General features: G+C 68.4%; 19 protein-coding genes. 6 read left to right on the top strand and 13 right to left on the bottom strand.

Features of this window, described 5'->3' with window-relative positions:
• Window positions 1-5 precede the first annotated feature (5 nt).
• On the top strand, window positions 6-284 hold the full coding sequence (locus BJP62_RS12190; protein WP_145927195.1) for a hypothetical protein: 279 nt from the start codon (window positions 6-8) through the stop codon (window positions 282-284).
• A 3-nt stretch (window positions 285-287) separates the two neighbouring features.
• Here BJP62_RS12190 and hemB read toward each other — a convergent pair whose 3' ends face one another.
• Window positions 288-1,304 carry a porphobilinogen synthase gene (gene hemB / locus BJP62_RS12185; protein WP_070529948.1) on the bottom strand — a complete coding sequence of 339 codons (1,017 nt, stop codon included), beginning with the start codon at window positions 1,302-1,304 and terminating at the stop codon, window positions 288-290.
• Window positions 1,305-1,407: 103 nt separating this feature from the next.
• The gene (locus BJP62_RS12180; protein ID WP_070529946.1) at window positions 1,408-2,658 is read right to left on the bottom strand and encodes a D-amino acid dehydrogenase; all 1,251 of its coding nucleotides are present in this window, start codon (window positions 2,656-2,658) and stop codon (window positions 1,408-1,410) included.
• Window positions 2,659-2,710: 52 nt separating this feature from the next.
• On the opposite strand from BJP62_RS12180, the gene BJP62_RS12175 reads away from it, so the two are divergent.
• Window positions 2,711-3,307, top strand: a complete 597-nt coding sequence (locus BJP62_RS12175; RefSeq protein WP_205700893.1) for an MgtC/SapB family protein — start codon at window positions 2,711-2,713, stop codon at window positions 3,305-3,307.
• 117 nt (window positions 3,308-3,424) lie between these two features.
• Here the strand turns inward: BJP62_RS12175 and BJP62_RS12170 are convergent, their stop codons facing one another.
• The 6 genes from BJP62_RS12170 to BJP62_RS12145 form a co-directional block, all read right to left on the bottom strand.
• Window positions 3,425-3,886, bottom strand: coding sequence for a GNAT family N-acetyltransferase (locus BJP62_RS12170; RefSeq protein WP_070529944.1), 462 nt, complete (start codon window positions 3,884-3,886; stop codon window positions 3,425-3,427).
• 192 nt (window positions 3,887-4,078) lie between these two features.
• Window positions 4,079-5,464, bottom strand: a complete 1,386-nt coding sequence (argH, locus tag BJP62_RS12165; RefSeq protein ID WP_070529942.1) for an argininosuccinate lyase — start codon at window positions 5,462-5,464, stop codon at window positions 4,079-4,081.
• A gap of 96 nt (window positions 5,465-5,560) precedes the next feature.
• Window positions 5,561-7,018 carry a 4Fe-4S binding protein gene (locus BJP62_RS12160; protein WP_070529940.1) on the bottom strand — a complete coding sequence of 486 codons (1,458 nt, stop codon included), beginning with the start codon at window positions 7,016-7,018 and terminating at the stop codon, window positions 5,561-5,563.
• Window positions 7,015-7,833: an FTR1 family protein gene (locus BJP62_RS12155; RefSeq protein ID WP_070529938.1), complete on the bottom strand. Its 819-nt coding sequence runs from the start codon at window positions 7,831-7,833 to the stop codon at window positions 7,015-7,017. Before BJP62_RS12155 ends, BJP62_RS12160 begins: the two co-directional genes overlap by 4 nt.
• A 163-nt stretch (window positions 7,834-7,996) precedes the next feature.
• Window positions 7,997-8,326, bottom strand: coding sequence for a cupredoxin domain-containing protein (locus BJP62_RS12150; RefSeq protein ID WP_145927194.1), 330 nt, complete (start codon window positions 8,324-8,326; stop codon window positions 7,997-7,999).
• A 245-nt stretch (window positions 8,327-8,571) separates the two neighbouring features.
• Entirely contained in the window at window positions 8,572-9,102 is a 531-nt protein-coding gene (locus BJP62_RS12145) for an iron transporter (protein WP_070529934.1), read from the bottom strand.
• 211 nt (window positions 9,103-9,313) lie between these two features.
• On the opposite strand from BJP62_RS12145, the gene BJP62_RS12140 reads away from it, so the two are divergent.
• Both BJP62_RS12140 and BJP62_RS12135 read left to right on the top strand, forming a co-directional pair.
• Entirely contained in the window at window positions 9,314-9,979 is a 666-nt protein-coding gene (locus BJP62_RS12140; RefSeq protein ID WP_070529933.1) for an SPOR domain-containing protein, read from the top strand.
• A 49-nt stretch (window positions 9,980-10,028) separates the two neighbouring features.
• Complete coding sequence (locus BJP62_RS12135; protein WP_083300892.1) at window positions 10,029-10,679, top strand: thiol:disulfide interchange protein DsbA/DsbL; 651 nt, start codon at window positions 10,029-10,031, stop codon at window positions 10,677-10,679.
• A gap of 64 nt (window positions 10,680-10,743) precedes the next feature.
• On the opposite strand, the gene BJP62_RS18710 is transcribed toward BJP62_RS12135, so the two are convergent.
• The 4 genes from BJP62_RS18710 to BJP62_RS12120 form a co-directional block, all read right to left on the bottom strand.
• Window positions 10,744-10,914 carry a hypothetical protein gene (locus BJP62_RS18710; protein ID WP_168163835.1) on the bottom strand — a complete coding sequence of 57 codons (171 nt, stop codon included), beginning with the start codon at window positions 10,912-10,914 and terminating at the stop codon, window positions 10,744-10,746.
• A gap of 159 nt (window positions 10,915-11,073) precedes the next feature.
• Window positions 11,074-11,502 (bottom strand): SCP2 domain-containing protein, encoded by a 429-nt coding sequence (locus BJP62_RS12130; protein ID WP_070529931.1) that lies wholly within the window; start codon window positions 11,500-11,502, stop codon window positions 11,074-11,076.
• On the bottom strand, window positions 11,499-12,380 hold the full coding sequence (locus tag BJP62_RS12125; RefSeq protein ID WP_070529929.1) for a U32 family peptidase: 882 nt from the start codon (window positions 12,378-12,380) through the stop codon (window positions 11,499-11,501). Before BJP62_RS12125 ends, BJP62_RS12130 begins: the two co-directional genes overlap by 4 nt.
• 14 nt (window positions 12,381-12,394) lie before the next feature.
• The gene (locus BJP62_RS12120; protein WP_070529927.1) at window positions 12,395-13,393 is read right to left on the bottom strand and encodes a peptidase U32 family protein; all 999 of its coding nucleotides are present in this window, start codon (window positions 13,391-13,393) and stop codon (window positions 12,395-12,397) included.
• A 284-nt stretch (window positions 13,394-13,677) separates the two neighbouring features.
• Here BJP62_RS12120 and gnd point away from each other — a divergent pair, with 284 nt between their 5' ends.
• Window positions 13,678-14,589, top strand: a complete 912-nt coding sequence (gene gnd / locus BJP62_RS12115; protein WP_070529925.1) for a phosphogluconate dehydrogenase (NAD(+)-dependent, decarboxylating) — start codon at window positions 13,678-13,680, stop codon at window positions 14,587-14,589.
• A gap of 145 nt (window positions 14,590-14,734) precedes the next feature.
• Here gnd and BJP62_RS12110 read toward each other — a convergent pair whose 3' ends face one another.
• Window positions 14,735-15,163: a sel1 repeat family protein gene (locus tag BJP62_RS12110; protein WP_070529923.1), complete on the bottom strand. Its 429-nt coding sequence runs from the start codon at window positions 15,161-15,163 to the stop codon at window positions 14,735-14,737.
• A 99-nt stretch (window positions 15,164-15,262) separates the two neighbouring features.
• Here BJP62_RS12110 and BJP62_RS12105 point away from each other — a divergent pair, with 99 nt between their 5' ends.
• Window positions 15,263-16,147 (top strand): Rossmann-like and DUF2520 domain-containing protein, encoded by an 885-nt coding sequence (locus BJP62_RS12105; protein WP_070529921.1) that lies wholly within the window; start codon window positions 15,263-15,265, stop codon window positions 16,145-16,147.
• Window positions 16,148-16,212 lie beyond the last annotated feature (65 nt).

Genomic DNA, 16,212 nt, shown 5'->3' with positions numbered 1-16,212 from the left:
TGCAGATGCGTGCTGGATCCAATACCACCGACGAACTGAAGTTCGGCTCTGCCCTGGTCTTCGCCTTCGTCGGCCTGCTGATCACCGCGATCCTCGCCGCCTTCCTGGCCCGCACCACCTGGAAGCCGAGCGATGTCGTCGCGCTGGTCGGCGTGTTCACCAGCCTGATCGGCACGATCGTCGGCGCCTTCCTCGGGGTGCAGATCGGCTCGTCGGGCCGGCAAAAGGCCAACCGCGCGCTGGCGGCGCTGCCGCCGGAAAAGGCGAGCGAGCTGCTCGACTAGCGATCAGACGCCCCGCAGCAGCCGCGCGGCGTCGAGCGCATAGTAGGTCAGGATCGCGTCGGCGCCGGCGCGCTTGAACGCCAGCAGCGATTCGAGGATCACCTTGTCGCCGGCCAGCCAGCCGTTCTGGATCGCAGCCTGCAGCATCGCGTACTCGCCCGAGACCTGATAGACGAAGGTCGGCACCTTGAATTCGTCCTTCACGCGCCGGACGATGTCGAGGTAGGGCATGCCCGGCTTGATCATCACCATGTCGGCGCCTTCGGCCAGGTCGAGCGCGATCTCGTGCAGCGCTTCGTCGCTGTTGGCCGGGTCCATCTGGTAGGTCGACTTGTCGGCCTTGCCGAGGTTGCCGCTCGAGCCGACCGCATCGCGGAACGGGCCGTAGAAGGCGCTGGCGTACTTGGCCGAGTAGGCAAGGATGCGCGTGTGGATCTGCCCGTCGGCGTCGAGCGCTTCGCGGATCGCGCCGACGCGGCCGTCCATCATGTCGCTCGGTGCGACCATGTCGGCACCGGCGGCGGCGTGGCACAGCGCCTGCTTCACCAGCGCGGCGACGGTAACGTCGTTGAGCACATCGCCTTCGTCGCGCCCCTCGGTGCCGAGGATGCCGTCCTGGCCGTGGATCGTGTACGGGTCGAGCGCGACGTCGGTGATCACGCCGAGTCCGGGGAACGCCTCCTTCAGCGCGCGCACCGTGCGCGGCACCAGGCCGTGCGGATTCCACGCCTCGGCGGCGTCGAGGCTCTTGAGGCCGGCGTCGATCACCGGGAACAGCGCCAGCGCCGGAATGCCGAGCGCCACCGCTTCGGCTGCGGTCTGCAGCAGCAGGTCGATGCTCTGGCGCTTTACCCTAGGCATCGACGCGACCTGCTCCTCGCGGCCCTCACCGTCGAGCACGAAGACCGGCAGGATCAGGTCGGCGCTCGTCAGCGCCGATTCGCGCATCAGCCGGCGGGAGAAATCGTCGCGGCGCATCCGGCGCATGCGGGTGGCGGGAAAGGCGCGGAAAGCGGTCATGTCAGCCTCGGGAGCTCGATTCGTGATCCGCCGATTTTACCCGAGCGCGCCGCCGGGCTCCGGATACAACGCGCTACGATTTGGCCGCTTGGCTGTAACGGGCCTAGCTGTAACGGGCCGGGCTGTAGTCTGCGGCCGGCAGGGCCGCGGGCCGGCCGAGCATCAGGTCGGCGAGCAGCCGCGCCGAGCCGCAGGCCATCGTCCAGCCCAGCGTGCCGTGACCGGTGTTGAGCCACAGACCGGGCACGCCGGAGGCCCCGACCAGCGGCGTGCCGTCGGGCGTCATCGGCCGCAGGCCGGTCCACGCCTCGACCTCGCTCAGGTCGCCGGCATCCGGGAACAGCTCGGTCGTCACACGCTTGAGCACGGCGATCCGCTCGGGCCGGATGCGCAGATCGAAGCCGGCCACCTCGGCCATGCCGCCGACGCGCAGGCGCGTGTCGAAGCGCGTCAGCGCCACCTTGTTGGTTTCGTCGAGCACCGTCGAGCGTGGTGCGGCATCCGGGTTGCTCAGCGGCAGCGTGATCGAGTAACCCTTGACCGGGTAGACCGGCAGGCGCAGCGACGGCGCCAGCGCGCGGCTGGCGCTGCCGGCGGCGAGCACGACGGCGTCGGCCTCGATCTCCTCGCCGCTCGCCAGCCTGACGCCGACGACGCGGCCACCGCGATACGACAGCGCTGCGACATCGGCGCCGTAGCGCGTCTGCACGCCGGCCGCGGCAGCGCGTTCGGCCAAGCGCTCGGTGAACCGGCGGCAGTCGCCGGTTTCGTCGTTCGGCAGCCGCAAGCCGCCGGCGACGCGCTCGGCGACGCGCGCCAGCGCCGGCTCGTGTTCGAGCACGCCGGCAACGTCGAGCAACTGGTGCGGCACGCCAATGCGCTCGAGGATCGCCGCATCGCGCCGCGCCGCGGCGAGCTGGGCCGGATCGCGCAGCAGCTGCAGGGTGCCGAGGCTGCGCTCGTCGTAATGCAGCTCGAGTTCGGTGCGCAGGCTGCGCAGGCAGTCGCGGCTGTATTCGGCCAGCGGCACCATGCGGGCCTTGTTGCGCTCGTACGCGGCATGGCTGCAGTTGGCCAGCATCCGCGCCAGCCAGACGAGCTGGAACCACGAGCCGTCGGGGCGGATCTTCAGCGGCGCATCGTGGACCAGCAGCCAGCGCAGCGCCTTGAGCGGAACGCCCGGCGCCGCCCACGGCGCGGCGTAGCCGGGCGACACCTGGCCGGCGTTGGCGAAGCTGGTGCCGAGCGCCGGCCCGGGCAGCGTGTCGAGCAGCGTCACCGTGCAGCCGGCTGCATTCAGGTAGTGCGCGCTGCTTACGCCGATCACGCCCGCCCCGACCACGATCACCTTCATTCCGCACCCTCGCCGATTCGCCGTTTCGGCGTAGCATGTATTGAGACCTTCAATGTCGGCGATTCCGCTGCCGCCGCCCATCAGGGGAAGCCGCTACGGTGCCGACCCGAGGACGAACGGCGACGCCGGCCTTCATCAGGGTAGCCGTCACATGGACTGGACGCTGGAATACGAACTGCTCGGCAGGCTGTGCATGGCAGTGCTGGTCGGCGGGCTGATCGGCATCAACCGCTTCCTGCACCGCAAGCCGGCCGGCTTGCGCACGCACGCGCTGGTGTCGCTCGGCTCGGCGCTGGCGGTGCTGCTGGTGTTCCGGCTGCCCGGCGGCGATGCGCAGGCGTATTCGCGCGTCGCCCAGGGGCTGATCACCGGCATCGGCTTTCTTGGCGCCGGGGTGATCCTGCAGCACCAGTCCCGCATCCAGGGACTGACGACCGCCGCGTCGATCTGGGTCACCGCGATCCTCGGCATGGCGTGCGGCGCCGGCATGGGCGGGCTGGCGCTCGGCGTGCTGCTGCTCGCGCTCGTGGTGATCAATTTCGGCGGCGGCCTGGAGCGGCTGGCCGAACGGCGGCTGCAACGCTGGCGCGAGGACGATGCCAGCGCCGAGAACGACCGCCGCCAGCACGACCGGCGCGACGATGCCTAGCGCGGCCAGCCAAACCCGTTGAAACGGTGCCGGCAAGGCGCACGAAACGTCCCGCAGGGGCGCCCGCCGCTCGCGACGGTACGGTACGGTACGGTCAGCAGGGTGCGGTGCCCGCGCTCAGTGGCCTGCCGGCGCGCGCACCATGTCGATGTGCAGGATGTCGTCCTCGAGATAGGGCTCGCCGACCGGCTCGAAGCCGTGCACTGCGTAGAAGCGCTGCAGCCTTTCCTGCGCGCCGATCCGGTTGCCGGCGCCCGGATACAGCGCCGTCGAGTGCGCCAGTGCCTCGGCGACCAGTTGATGACCGGCACCGGTGCCGCGCGCGGCCGGCGTGACGATGACGCGGCCGATCGACGGCTCGGCGTACTTGGCCCCGGGCGGCAGCAGCCGCAGGCAGGCGACGATCGACCCGGCCTCATCGGTGCCGAGCAGGTGCAGCGCCGTCTGGTCGAAGTCGTCGAGCTCCGGGTACGGACAGGTCTGCTCGACGACGAAGACGTCGACGCGCAGCTTCAGGTAGGCGTACAGCGTTGCAACGTCGAACTCGTCGAAACGGTACCAGCGCCAGTTGATCGTCATCCCAAACTCCCAAAAAACGAACGGGCCACAAAGTGGCCCGTGATCAATGCAGCTGAGTGGTTCAGTCGGCGAGCGAGCCAAAGCAGATTGTGCTCGCCCGAAGCGCAGGCGCCGGAATGGACATCAAGTCCATGAGGACGCCGAGCATCGGACGGGCGCAAGCTGCGCAGGCGCAGCCGCCGAATGAGCCGCTCAGGCCAGGAGGGCGCGCCAGCGGGCGATCTGCGCCCTCACCTGCACCGGTGCGGTGCCGCCGACGTGGTTGCGCGCGGCCAGGCTGCCTTCGGCGGTCAGCACTTCGGCAACGTCGTCGCCGATCAGCGGCGAGAAGGTCTTCAGTTCGACGATCGCCAGCTCGGACAGGTCGCGCTTCTTTTCCTCGGCATAACGCACCGCCAGCGCAACGGCTTCGTGCGCATCGCGGAACGGCAGGCCCTTCTTGACCAGATAGTCGGCCAGATCGGTCGCGGTCGCGAAGCCCTGCTTGACCGCATCCTTCATCGCCTCCGGCTTCACGGTGATGCCGCGCATCATGTCGGCGTAGATCCGCAGCGTGTCGCTCAGCGTGTCGACGGTGTCGAACAGCGGTTCCTTGTCTTCCTGATTGTCCTTGTTGTACGCCAGCGGCTGCGACTTCATCAGCGTCAAGAGGCCGATCAGGCTGCCGTTGACGCGGCCGGTCTTGCCGCGGACCAGCTCGGGCACGTCGGGGTTCTTCTTCTGCGGCATGATCGAAGAACCGGTACAGAAGCGGTCGGCGATGTCGATGAAGCCGAAGCGCGGGCTCATCCACAGGATCAACTCTTCCGACAGGCGCGACAGGTGGGTCATCGTCAGCGCGGCGGCGGCGGTGAATTCGATCGCGAAATCGCGGTCGGACACCGAGTCGAGCGAGTTCTGGGTCACGCCGTCGAAGCCGAGCAGCTCGGCGGTGTAGACGCGGTCGATCGGGTAGGTGGTGCCGGCGAGCGCGGCCGAGCCGAGCGGCAGCAGGTTGACGCGCTTTCTGGCATCGGTGAAACGGTCGGCGTCGCGGCCGAGCATCTCGACATAGGCGAGCATGTGGTGGCCGAAGGTCACCGGCTGCGCCACCTGCAGGTGGGTGAAGCCCGGCAGTACCGTCGACGCGTGGGCGTCGGCCAGATCGACGAGCGAGCGCTGCAGTTCGCGCACCAGACCGACGATGGCGTCGATCGCGCCGCGCAGGTAGAGGCGGATGTCGGTGGCAACCTGGTCGTTGCGCGAGCGGCCGGTGTGCAGGCGCTTGCCGGCGTCGCCGATCTTGTCGGTCAGCCGGCGCTCGATGTTCATGTGCACGTCTTCGAGGTCGACCGACCATTCGAAGCTGCCGTTGCGGATCTCGTCGAGGATCTCGGCCATGCCGCGCTGGATCGCCGCGAGATCGTCGTTCGACAGCACGCCGACCTTGTTCAGCATCGTCGCGTGCGCCAGCGAGCCCTGGATGTCGACATCGGCCATGCGGTTATCGAAGGTCACCGAGGCGGTGTAACGCTTCACGAGTTCCGAGACCGGTTCGTTGAATCGGCCGGACCAGGTTTTGTTGACGGCGTCCTGCATGGCTGTATCCCGAGAGTGCTTGAGCTTCAAACCTGCGGATTATACGGATGTACGCAAGGCTCGGGGCAACACCCGTCGGGATGCGGCGGCGCAGCGTCACCAGCCGGCAAAGAACAGCCACCATGCATAAGCGAACGGTACGAGCCCGGCGGCGTAGACCGCCAGCGCCGGCAGCCGCGCCGGCACGGAGGCGCCGCGCCGGCCGGCGACGCGCCATGCCAGCCGCAAGGTCCACGCCAGGCCAAGCGCCAGCAGCGCAAACCGCGCGTCGCTCACCCACCACGTCGCCATGCCCTCGTGCCTGAGCAGGGTCACCGTCGTCGCCGACAGGCCGAGGAAGACGCCGCAACCGGCGGTCGGAATCAGCGCCTGCGCCAGCCGGTGGACGCTGTCCTTGTTGCGCTGCGGCAACAGCCGGTCGGCGATCTGCAAGGCCAGGTACAGCAGCCCGCCGACGACGATTGCCGTCGCGGCGATGAAGCCGAGGATGGCCGCGCCGTCGAGCCAGCTGAAACTGTCGTTCACCTCCGGGTAGTGCGTCAGCAGCCACCACGGCGCGGTATCGTTCAGCGGCCAGTAGATGTCGCGGTCGATCAGCCATTCGGCCGCCCACTGCTTGGCGGCGACCAGCCACGGGCTGGCGCTCCACAGGAAGGCGCCGAGCGCGATGCCCATCATGCCGAACACCAGCAAGGCGGTCTGCCAGGCGTCGCCGTGGGCGACGTCGACGATCTCCGCCTCGGGCGAACGCGGTGTCAGCGCGATCGCGTCGCGGTGGCCCGAGCAGCGGCCGCACATGTGGCAATCGGCCGCGCCCTGCATGTGCCGCAGCGGCACCAGCGGCGCGCAGTTGACCGTCGCTGCGCGCCGCTGCGTTGCCTCCTCGCTCGCATCTCGCTGTGCAATAGGCACTATCTCGATGCTCGCTCCGGGGCGCCTTGCACTCGCGGCTGCTCGCGACGCAGGCTTGCTGTAGTCGCGCCACTTCTGCTCGTCGACCCTGTAATGCCACGGCGCCAGCTTGGACAGCAGCTGGAACACGCCGTTGACCGGGCACAGGTAGCGGCACCAGATGCGCTTGCTGCGACCGTACCAGAAGCCGACGCCGATCGCCGCGACGGTCGAACCGCCGAGCACCAGCAGCACCGCCAGCGGGTACTGGTAGACGCTGACGAGCTGGCCGTAGATGGTGGTACAGGCGAAGGCGACGAAGGGCCAGCCGCCCCAGCGTATCCATTTCGGAATCGGCCGGTTGCGGCCGCGCTCGCTCATCCATTCGGACAGCATGCCCTCGGGGCAGAACCAGCCGCACCACGCGCGGCCCATCAGCGGCATCGACACCAGCACGAAGGGCCACCAGATCCCCCAGAAGGCGAACTGCGCGGCCACGGTCAGGTTGTTGAACACGTGCGCGGTCTCGTCGGGCAGCGGCAGGAACACCGGTACGACGATCAGCAAGGCATAGACGGCGACGACGCCCCACTGCAGCGCCCGCAGCATGCCCTTGTGATCGCGCAGGAAGTCGCCGAAGCGGGCGGGCGAGATCGCGCTCATGCCTTGCGGCCGACGCGGCGCAGGACGCCGACCGCGGCGATCCAGTACGCCAGCCACAGCCCCAGCACCAGCAGCGCCGGGTGCGAGCGGTAGCCGGCAAAATCGGCGAGCAGCTTGCCGATGCCGGCCGAGTCGTCGAGCAGGCCCGAGCTGTCCCAGAGCGGATCGACCAGCCCCGGCAAGGCGCCGATCGACACCAGCCGCTCGAGCCCGCTGACCAGCAAGGCACCGGCGAGCAGCAGCAAGAGGATTTCGGTGAACTGGAAGAAGCGCCGCCAGTTGAAGATTTTGCCGCCGAGCTGCAGCAGCCAGAAGGTCGCGAACGCCAGCAAGAGCCCGGCCAGACCGGCACCGGCGTAGCCGAGCATCCGGCTGTGGTCGGCGCCAGCGACGGTGCCGTAGAGGAAGACCACCGTTTCGCTGCCTTCGCGGCCGACGGCGATCATCACCAGCACCAGCAGCCCCCACCAGTTCTGCTGCTGCACGCGCTCGCTCATCCCGGATTCGAGCTCGCGCTTGAGCGTGCGGCCGTGCTTCTTCATCCAGTAGACCATCTGCACGATCAGCGCCGCGGCGACCAGCGCCATGCCGGCCTGGAAGTACTCCTGGCCGTCGTCGGAGAGGAACTGCGAAATGCCGAGGATGCCGAGCGCCAAGAGGCCCGACAGCGCCAGTCCGGCGGCGACGCCGCCCCAGAGATAGCGCACGCCGCGCCGGCCGGCGGCCGGGCTGGCCTTGAGCCAGGCGTAGAGAATGCCGACGACAAGCAGCGCCTCGACGCTTTCACGCCAGACGATGAACAGGACCTGATCCATATATAGATTCCTTCGGCGCCGCGGCTGCAGCAACAGGCGCAGCCGGCGGCTTCAAAACACCGGGCGGCCCGGGTGCAAATCCGGTGCAGCGGTCCCGGCAGTGCGAAACGTCCCGCGGGCAGCCCGGTCGCGACCGTGCGGGCGACAGCCGCCCCCGGCGCGGCTATTTGACGACGACGGTGCCGCGCGCCTGCGGGTGGAAGTCGTCGAAGTACACGTACTCGCCGGGGCTGGTGGCATTGACGACGACGAACGACGTCACGCCGGGGCCGAGCACCTTTTCCTTGCGCAGCTGGATGCTCTCGAACTCGGCCGGCGACTTGCCGGCATTGGTGATCTCGATCTTGAAACGCTTGCCGGCCGGCGCCTCGAAGCGCGTCGGCGAGATCGCCCCGTCCTTGATCGTCACCCTGAACGTCGGCAGGTCTTCGGCATGCGCGCCGGCCGCCAGCACCGCCGCAGCCAGGACCACCCAGAATTTATGCATCGTCATTTTCATTCCAACCTGTCGGTATCGCGGCCGCGTTCCGGGGCGATCCGCTTGCCATGCCGGAGCCGAATCGCTCCGCGCCCGGAGCCGGCCAACGAGCAGCCCGACCCCGGAACGGGATGCATCAATGGCGCGGCCCAACGGCTCGGCCGCTCACAAAACGGTGCTGACAAGGCGCACGCGCGCAGACAGTACGCAAAGTACGGCAAGCGCGTGCAACGCAGTCAGCAGGGTTTTGTGAGTGGCAATCAATACCCGCCCTTCTTGCCAGTACCGGCGTAGGTAAACTCGTAGTTCAGCTCGAACGGCTTGAACCACGGGCCGACGCCGGTTTCCTTGTCGACGTGGCGGCCGAAGTGCGCCATCGGGTTTTCCGACGGCGGCAGGACCGTGTACTTGAGCTTGTACTTGCCCGGGCCTTCGAGCTTGACGTTGTCGCCGTAATGCGGGCCGTCGCTGGCGACCATGGCCATGAAGTCGCCCTTGATCACGTTCTTGCTGCCGACCTTCTGGATCTCGTACTTGACCAGCAGATAGGGCATCCATTCGCCTTCGGCAAAGCCGTTCGGGTTGTCCTTGACCGCGTGGATGTCGGCTTCGAGGTGGACGTCCGACTTGGCCGCGTCGCGCATCATGCCCGGCGGGTCCATCTTCACCGGCTGCAGATAGACGGCACCGATTTCCATTCCGGCCTTGATCGCCGGCTTGCCGATCGGGTATTCGGCGGCGAAAACGGACAGCGGCAGTGCCATGGCGGCGGCGAGGATCAAGCGCTTCATGGAAAGTTCCCTTATTGATCAAAAAAACAACGACAGTCTACGCCGATGAAAACGATCGAGAACCGTTCTCGTTGACAACTGGCAGAATTCACCATTTGCCCCGCGTCGCCCCGTGCAACAGCGGGGATGGCCCGTATAATCGTCCGGCTCAACTTTGCCCGATAATGCGAGGCAGGGTGGCGCAGTCCACCCGCAAGGAGAAATCGCCAGTATGGCCAGAGACATGAAGAAATCGCGGGCAAGCAGCAATCGCAGTAGTGGCGGCGGATCGCTCGTCACCGGCCTCGTCGTCGGCCTGCTCGGCGGCGTCGCCGTCGCGGTCGGCGTCGCGCTGTTCCTCAACCGCAGCGACAGCCCGTTCACCAAGAAGGCCGACACCCCGCCCGACGCGATCGGCTCGGCGCCGCAGCCGACGATCAAGCAGCCCGAAGTGCTGCACCCGGGCGGCAAGGACTCGAGCGCACCGGCGCTGCCGGACGCGGCCAAGCCGGCCGGCACGCCCGAAGCCAGCGGAGCGGAGCGTTTCGACTTCTACAAGGTACTGCCCGAGCTGAACAAGAACGACGGCACGACGACCGAGGCCAAGCCGGTGGCACCGGCGAAGAAGCCCGAGTCGAGCCCGCCGGCCAAGGTCGAGGCGCCCAGGGGCGCCTACCTGCAGGTCGGCGCGTTCCAGAACGAGCAGGAAGCCGACAACCTCAAGGCCAAGCTCGCGCTGGTCGGCGTCGAGGCGACGATCCAGTCGAGCAGCACGCCGGACAAGGGGCTGTGGCACCGTGTCCGCGTCGGCCCGTTCACCAGCCTGGCCGATCTCGACAAGGCGCGCGCCCAGCTCAAGGGCAGCGGCATCGACAGTACCGTCGTCAAGGGGAACTGAGCGCGGTCAGGCGACTCAGACCCACCACCCTAATCAGGAGAGAGCACCAATGATCAAACGCTGGATGATGGGCCTGGGTTTCGCCCTCGTCGCCGCCACCTTCGCCCACGCCGAAGTGCGCGAAGGCACCGACTACAAGCGCCTTGCGACGCCGCAACCGGTCGCGCAGGCCGGCAAGGCCGAGGTGATCGAATTCTTCTGGTACGGCTGCCCGCACTGCTACAAGGTCGAACCGTATGTCGAGAGCTGGGCGGCCAAACTGCCCAAGGACGTCAACTTCCGCCGTGTCCACGTGATGTGGCCGGGCCGCAGCGACATGGAAGGCCACGCCAAGCTGTTCGCGACGCTGCAGCAGATGGGCCTCGAAGCCAAGCTGCAGCAGGCGGTGTTCGACGCGGTACAGCGCGACGGCATCGAGCTGCGCCGCGAGTCCAGCCTGTATCCGTGGATCCAGAAGCAGGGTATCGACGTCGCCAAGTTCAAGGCGATCTACACCGGCTTCTCGACCAATGCCGCGCTGGGCAAGCTCGCCGATCTGACCAATACCTACAAGATCGACGGCGTGCCGACCTTCGTCGTCAACGGCAAGTACGTGACCAGCCCGGGAATGATCAACCGCGAAGACGGCACGATCACCAAGGTGATCGACGAGCTGATCGCCAAGGACAAGGCCAAGCCGGCAGCCAAGGCGAAGAAATAAGCCGCCGGCCCGATCAAGAAAAGGGGCGACCGTGGTCGCCCCTTTTTCACGCCCGGAATCCGGATCAGAAGTCGGTATAGGTGCCGAACAGCACGCGGTAGGTATCGGCGTCGTTGGTGTACGCCGGGTTGCCCGGGCCGTCGGCGCCGACCGCGCCGTTCTTCCCGTTCATCGTGTAGTGCAGGTCGGCGTAGGCGCTGGTCTTCTGCGACAGCGAGTACGTCCAGCGCGGCAATTGCCGGCACTGTCGCCGATCTTGTTGCCGGCCGCGTCGGCATCCCGGAACCGCCTTGTACCCAGCAAAAGCACGGACAAAAGCCAACATTCAGACGGAATCTCCGGTCAAACCGAGAGAAAAAGCCTCATCCGGCCGCCGGCGCATGCATGACAACCGTCACACCGCAGCCGGCCGCAGCGGGGCCGGCAGCAGCGCGAGCAGCGGCGCCCAGTCGGTCGCATCGAGCAGGTTCTTCAGCTGCAGGCCGAGTTCGGTGTCGCCGGAAATCGTCAGCCGGCGCTGGAAGAACAGCGTGTCCGGATCGGCATCGCGCCGAGCGATCGCCCAGTAGTCGGCAAACGACGCGGCAAAGGTCACGTCGGCCGGCGGCGCCTCGCCGCGGAAGCGGCCGCCCGCAAAGCCGACGGTGACGCCGCGGCCGAGGTCGGCGACCTCGAAGCGGATGCGCCGCGCCTGCAGCCAGCCGAAGTCCTCGTCGGGCCACAGCCGCTGGCGGACCAGGTTCAGCGCCAGTGCCAGCGCCTGCCCCGGTGGCGCTTCGGGCAGGCGGCGCAGCAGCGGAAACAGCATGCCGGTGAATGTCATGGTCGGTGCTCCTGTATCGGATGGATGCCGGCTTCGCCGCGCCAGTAGCCGTCGACCCAGCCCTCCGGGTTCCAGCGCGCCGGCTCGGCGTTCACCGCGTCGCCGGCCAGCCGCGCGGCGTAGGCGGCGACGATCTCGCCGGTATGGTGCTGCTGCGGGCTGATGCGCAGCGCATCGACGCCGGCGAGGTCGCCGAGGTCGTGCCACAGCGAATGGCAGGCCGCCGACATCGTCTGGATGCCGTTGATGCAGAGGAAGTCCTGGCCCTCGCGCGTCGTCATCGTCAGTCCGTCGGGGTGGTCGATGCACTTGAACTCGCACGCGTCCTTGTTCAGGTCGTAGTGCCTTGCGGTAAAGCAGCGCGCCGAGAACGCCAGCGGCAGGCGGCCGTGGGCGAAGAGCTCGGTCTCGATCGGCACGGTCTTTTCGGCGAGCACCGCCGCCACCGTCTCGCGGCTGGCTTCGAGCGGCGGCAGCCAGCGCGTCGCGCCGGCGGCGGCGAACCAGTCGAGCGCCGGGCCGTTGTAGATGTTCAGGTGCGGACCGGCAACGAAGGGCCGGCCGGCGTCACGCGCCAGCTTCACCGCGCCGAGGTCGTTGGCTTCGATCGCGAAGCCCGATCCGATCAGCTTCTTCAGCCCGATCAAGTCGCCCGACGACTCGAGCAGCGCCTGCGAGCTGAGCACGACCTGCTTGCCGGCGGCGGACAGGTCGGCGGCCAGCGCCAGCCAGTCGGCGAGCTTGAGTTCGTGCCGGCGCGCGCAGACGACCTCGCCGAGGTAGACGGTATCGACCGGCCAGCCCGCGGCTTCGGCATAGAAATCGAGCACGGTCTGGCGCGGCCAGTAGTACAGCAGGGGGCCAAGGGTGAGTTGCATGCGTTTTTCCTCCATCAACGCCACGGCCGGTTGTAGGCGCCCAGCGTCTGCTGGTGGCCTTCGGACAAGGGCGCCAGCGCGTCGAGCCACGCCGGCTTGACGCTGTAGCGCGCGTCGCCGGCGGCGTCGATCGCCGCGCGCAAGGTCTTGGTCACCGCGGTCACGTAGGCCGGGCTGCGCTGGCGGCCTTCGACCTTGATCGCCGCGACGCCGATGCGGATCAGCTCGGGCAGTACCGCCAGCGTGTTCAGGCTGGTCGGCTCCTCGAGCGCGTAATAGGTGTCGCCCTCGACGTCGAAGCGGCCCTTGCACAGCGTCGGATAGCCGGCCGGCTCGCCCTCTTCGTAGCGGTCGATCAGGATGCCGGCGAGCCGCGCGTCCATGGCCTTGCCCTGCGGCTCCCAGCGCACGAAGCCGGCCGGCGAGCACACGCCGTGGGTGTTCGGCGACTGGCCGGTCGCGTAGCTGCTGAGGATGCAACGCCCTTCAGCCATCACGCACAGGCTGCCGAAACCGAAGACCTCGATCTCGACCGGCGTCTTGCCGATCACCGCCTCGACCTGTGGCAGGGTCAGCACCCGCGGCAGCACGGCGCGGCGCACGCCGAAGCACTCGTGCGCCAGATTGATCGCGTCGGCATTGGTCGCCGAGCCCTGCACCGACAGGTGCAGGCGCAGCTGCGGATGGGTGCGGTGCGCGTACGCCAGCAGGCCGAGGTCGGCGAGGATCACCGCGTCAACGCCGAACTCGGCGGCCTGGTCGATCGCCCGGTGCCACTCGCTCAGCCGACCGGCCTGCGCGTAGGTATTGATCGCAACCAGCACCTCGCGGCCGCGCGCATGCGCGTAGGCGACGCCGTCGCGGATCTGCGCGTCGCCGAAGTTCAACCCGGCGAAGTTGCGCGCGTTGGTGGCATTCTTGAAGCCGAGATAGACGGTATCGGCACCGTGGTCGATCGCGGCCTTCAGCGCCGGCAGGCTGCCGGCGGGACAGACGAGCTGCGGCTTGGGCATGGACTCTCCTCGCGTTTGGGGCAAGAACATAGCCTTGCGGCCGCCGGCGCGACTTAATCCAGATCAAGCTTTGCCGCGGTGTTGCGCCGCGGCGTAGCGAAGTGTTTGCCACTACGGGCCATCCCCGATGCGATAATTCCCGATACAGTGACTGTGGTACCCGGTGCCAAACTATGCGTTTGAGCGGCACCCCGCTACCGTGATGCGGCACCCAAACGGTGCCCTGCCCCCGCGAGCCCGGCACATCGCTCTGCCTCGCTCCGCATCAGAAAAAGGATACTCGCATGAACATCGGACTCATCGGCCTCGGCAAAATGGGCGGCAACATGGCCCGCCGTCTCGCCCGCAGCGGCGCCACCGTGTACGGCTTCGACGTCAGCGCCGAAACGCGCGCCCAGCTGTCGGCCGAGAACACCAATATCCTCACCTTCGAATCGGTCGAGGCACTGGTCGCCGAGCTGCCGGCGCCGCGCGTCGTCTGGATGATGCTGCCGTCGGGCGAAATCAGCGAATCGATGTTCACCCGGCTCAAGGGCCTGCTCGCCGCCGGCGACCTGATCGTCGACGGCGCCAACGCGATGTACAAGGACAGCCAGCGCCACGCCGCCGAACTGAACGCCGCCGGCTTCAAGTTCGTCGACGCCGGCGTCTCGGGCGGCGTCTGGGGCCTCGCCAACGGCTACACGATCATGCTCGGTGGCGACAAGGAAGCCGTCGCGCAGGTCGAACCGTTCATCAAGCTGCTGGCACCGGGCCCGGACCTGGGCTGGATCCACTGCGGCCCCGCCGGTTCGGGCCACTACACCAAGATGGTCCACAACGGCATCGAGTACGGGATGATGCAGGCGTTCGCCGAAGGCTTTGCGCTGCTCGAGGCCAAGAAGGAATTCGGCCTCGACGTCGCCGAGATCGCCGAAACCTGGCGTCACGGCTCGGTCGTGCGTTCGTGGCTGCTCGACCTGACCGCCGCTTCGCTGAAGGAAGACAGCAAGCTCGACGGCCTGCAGCCCTACGTGACCGACTCGGGCGAAGGCCGCTGGACGGTGCTCGAATCGGTCGAGCTCGGCGTGCCGGCACCGGTCACCGCCAGCGCGCTGTACGCCCGCTTCGCCAGCCGCGGCAACGACGATTACGGCATGAAGCTGCTGCAGCTGATGCGCAATGCCTTTGGCGGTCACGCCATTGCAAAGAAGTAAGCGGTCACGCCATCGCGAAGAAGTAAGCGGTCACGCCCTAGCGAAGAAACGAGCGGTCACGCCACCGCCAAAAGCTGAGCACGACGCCCCGGCGGGGCTGAGCTCCGCCACATGAAAAAGGCCGCGAAAGCGGCCTTTTCTGCATTCAGCGCCACGGGCACAGCAGCAGGCAGCCGGACAGGCACGACAGGTGCCGCAGCATCAGCCTGCGCGCCTCGGCGTCGCCGGCCTGCCAGCCGCGGGCGAACCACTGGCTGGCCAGATAGCGGCGGACGTCGCCGCCCGCACCGCGAGTTGCGGCGAGCCGGCCGCGCAAGGCCATCATGGCCAGCGGCCGCAGGCTGCCGGTGTAACGCAGGGCCGCGGCCCGGCGCAGATAGTGCTCGGCCGCGACATCGTCGGCGGCAAGCTCGCGGCCGGCGAGCAGCAGCACGCCGGTGTTGTAGCAGGCGGCCGGATGGCCGGCGTCGGCAAGCCAGCGGAACCGCACGATCGCCGCTTCGCGGCTCGCCGGATCGGCGAACTGCTGGCAGGCGCCGCGAAAATCCGCGGTCGCCGCTTCGGGCGCTCCCATATCGACCTCCTGCACATCGGACCAGACAATTCTACCGGGTGCTTTTATCAGAATCGGCGCGGCGTACACTATCGGATCAATCTGAAACCGCCGTCATCCATGTCGCCTTCTACTCTAGTCCAGCCGCCCGCACACGCCGCACCGCGACTCAACCTGATCGGCGGCGGCCGGCTCGGCCGCACGCTCGCGCGCGCCTGGCGCGACGCCGGGGCCGTCGCGGTCGGCGCCATCGTCTGCCGCAGCATCGCCAGCGCCGATGCCGCGGCCGGCTTCATCGGCGCCGGCGAACCCCGCGACGCGCTGGCCGGACTGCCGCCCGCAGCGCTGTGGCTGATCGCGACCGGCGACGGCGACATTGCACCGGTCGCGGCCGCGCTTGCCGCGCAGGATGTGGTCCGCGACGGCGATCTGGTCTTCCACGCCAGCGGCGCACTCGACGCCGCCGTGCTGGCACCGCTGGCCGCGCGCGGCGCGCTGACCGGCAGCCTGCACCCGGCGCTGAGCTTCGCCGACCCGGCGCGTGCGCTCGGCCGGCTCGCCGGCACGCCGTGCGCGATCGACGGCGATGCGCCGGCGACGCTGGGCGCGCTGGCGCAAGCCTTCGGCGGCCGGCCTTTCACGCTCGCCGATGGCGGCAAGGCCGCGTATCACGCGGCGATGGTGACGGGGTCGAACTATCTGGTGGCGCTGGTCGCGCTGGCGCAGCGGCTCGCCGCACAGGCCGGCATCGCGCCGGACGACGCACTGGCGGTGCTCGGCCCGCTGATGCGGCAGACGCTGGACAATGCGCTCGAGCTCGGCCCCGTTGCGGCGCTGACCGGGCCGATCGCGCGCGGCGATGCCGGCACCGTCGCACGGCATCTGGCCGTCATCGACGAGCAGCCGGCCCGCGACGCCTACCTCGCGCTCGGCCGCGCAACCTTGCCGCTGGCACAGCTCGACGACGCACAGCGGCGGGCGCTGGCGGCGCTGCTGGCCGGCTGACATCCAAAGCGCCATTCACGAAACGCGGCTGGCAAGGCGGACGAAGCGTCCCACAGGGATTCCCT

This window comes from Jeongeupia sp. USM3 (assembly GCF_001808185.1).
In the GTDB taxonomy this organism is placed as follows: Bacteria; Pseudomonadota; Gammaproteobacteria; order Burkholderiales; family Chitinibacteraceae; genus Jeongeupia.
The sequence above is the reverse complement of the archived record's forward strand: the minus strand, read 5'-3'. Positions and strand labels throughout refer to the sequence as shown.